Source organism: Mycobacterium sp. 1165196.3 (genome assembly GCF_001673415.1).
Lineage (GTDB): Bacteria > Actinomycetota > Actinomycetes > Mycobacteriales > Mycobacteriaceae > Mycobacterium > Mycobacterium europaeum_A.
In genome coordinates this window covers 1-2,506 of the sequence record NZ_LZLU01000154.1, presented here as the reverse complement: position 1 = coordinate 2,506, position 2,506 = coordinate 1, and the positions used below count along the sequence as shown (strand labels likewise).

The 2,506-nt window shown below is 67.9% G+C and carries 2 protein-coding genes; both read right to left on the bottom strand.

From position 1 onward, the window contains the following. The coding region (locus tag A5659_RS16855; RefSeq protein WP_067182750.1) for an Hsp70 family protein at positions 1-1,316 on the bottom strand (1,316 nt) is incomplete at its 3' end. Positions 1,317-1,470: 154 nt separating this feature from the next. Beyond that, positions 1,471-2,506, bottom strand: a 1,036-nt coding sequence (locus tag A5659_RS16850; RefSeq protein WP_067182747.1) for a hypothetical protein, incomplete at its 5' end; no start/stop codon positions are given.

Here is a 2,506-nt window from a genome sequence, read left to right as displayed (position 1 = left end):
GAGAACCGAAGCCGCAGCCAGCGCCGGCGTTCCCGCGGCGGCTGGATGACGTTGAGCCGCATCGACCAGCCGGCCGGACCGTCTTCGTCGTAGGTTTCCCCGCCGAACCGCATCCGCAGGTCGCCGGGGTATTCGGTTTGCGACCAAGCCAATTCGCGATCGGTCAGCGCCTCGTCGTCGATCACCAGCACGTCGCCGGCGCCCAGGTCGACGACATCACCGGCGGCGTCGGCGGAAGCGAGCAGCCCGATCGAGGTCCGGGTGCGCAGGTCCAGTTCGCCACCGCGGGAAGCCAGGATCAGCGCCCCGCTTGCCGCGGCCAGGGCAGGTTGCGCCGGCGTGAGGATCGGCGTGCGGCCGTGCATCGAAAGACGTTCGGTGACAAGCGGAATGCGCGCGCCGCCCCCGACCGTGACCACCGCGGCCAGGTCCGACCAGCTCTTGCGGTAGCGCACCAGCATGTCGTCGAAGGCATAGATGAAGCCGGTCAGCCGATCCTGGATCAGCTCTTCGAGGTCGTCCTGCGTCAGCGTCAGGCTGCAACTGCGCCCGCCGAGCACCGCGACGATGTCGGTGGCCATGTCGGCCGAGAGCCGCTCCTTGGCCGCGCGGCATTGTTCCCTGAGTTCGCCGAGCTGGCCGACACCGGCGGTGCTGGCCGGGTCCAGGCCACTGCCGTGGCCCAGCTCCTCGAAGGCACGCAGCTGCAACTCCTGGTCGATCTCGTCGCCCGACAGCGCGGTGTAACGCAGTGTCGCGCTGACGAGTTCGAAATCCCCCGCGACGTCGACCAAGGTGGCCGACGTGCCGCTGCCGCCGAAGTCGAGCAGCCCCACCACGCCCTCGTCGGGCAGTCCGAGCTCGGACTTGACCGCGGTCAGCGACGCGATGGCGTCGCTGACCAGCCGCGGCGCCATCCCGCTACGCACGAAGCCCACGTGGGTGCGCAGGGCGTCCCGCAGCGCCTGCACCGTCGCCGGTTTCCAGTGCGCGGGCACGGCGATGGAGATCTCCGAGCATGCCGCGTCCGCACCCGCGGCGAGCACCATCGCGTCCAGCGCCTCCACCGTCAGCAGTTCCGGGTCGTGCGTGGAACCGTCGGGTGACACCAGCGCGACGGAATCACCGATGCGCTCGATGAAGCCCTTCATCGGCACGCCGGGCTCGGCGAGGTACGGGTTCTCTTCGGGCGCACCGACTTTCGGAGCACAGTGCGGGTAAAGGGTAACCACGGACCGGCGGGTAACCGGTGGGCTTCCATTACGCGCAGCGACCAGGTTCGTGGTCCCGATCGACAACCCGAGTGGGTCGTACATAGAGCGAAAACCTTCGTCCATAGGGGTCGGTGGCCAGCGTTAACGATAGCGGCGGACACGCGGAAAGCCGATGCTTCGCAATGTCATTGGTATCCGCTCGATGCGCTTGCGTCACCGAAGCGGTACCGAAAACCCCTTGACAAAAAGCTTTGTGCTACAACACCGTCAGCGGCAGCGAACGCCTGGGCTCGAACTGGAACGTCGATCCGCCGCTGACCCTGACCACCGAAACCTCTGGCAGTTCCTCGGCGGGCGTATCGGTTTCGATCAGCTCCGCCGTCCAGTCGGTGGCCGTCCCGCTAACTCGGACCGCCAGGTGCGGTTCCACCGCGGTGGCGATGGCCTGGAGCGGTTGGACGGATTCCGGCGAGCACAACGAGATCCAGGCGGCGTCGTCGTGGGCCGGCGACGGGCGGACGTGCAGCCGGTTCGATTCCGTCTCGGCGACAACGTAATCCGCGGGGTTCAGCAGCGGGTGCAGCTCGAGGACCCGCAATACCCCTTCGATCCCGCCAGGAAGCTTCAGCGCCCGGTGGATGCGTTCGGCGGCCATGCCCGCTATGCCGATCAGGCCCCGGGTGCATACGCCGACGGCTTCCTCCTCGCTAGCCGCCCGGGCCCGCAGCGCGATCGCGAACGACAGGTACAGCAGGTGCATCTGCAGGCACACCTCGTCGGCCATCCGGACCAGCGCCGAATGGGAGAAGGCGGCGAAGTCGAAGTCGGACAGCAGGGGGCCCGAGTAATCCGCCTGCCCCTCGTCCGAACGATCGATGGCGTCGAGTTCCCATGTGGCGGCGCGGGTTCGGCTGACGATGTCCAGCGCCGGGATGCTCTGCGCCTCGGGGTAGGACTCGTCGATGATGACGGTCCACGCGCAGTGCGGGTGCCGGTCGGCGGGCGTGCGGGGCGGCCGGTGGATCGGGCGCACCTGGGCGCGCGGGTTGGTCGCGATCGCGGTGGCGTCGAACGTCGGATCCTCGATGGTGTGGCACATTCCGAACACGTACTGTTCGCCCATCGGCTCCACGTCGAGCAGGGCGCCGCAGTGGTCGAGCTGGAATTCGCCGTGCCAGCGGTCATGGACCGTGTACCGGAAATCCATGAACTGCGGCGGCGCCCCGATGTCGAGCTGCAGGCCCTTGAAAATCGTGATGACGTCGTCGCCCTCGTAGTTCAGCGCCTTCTGC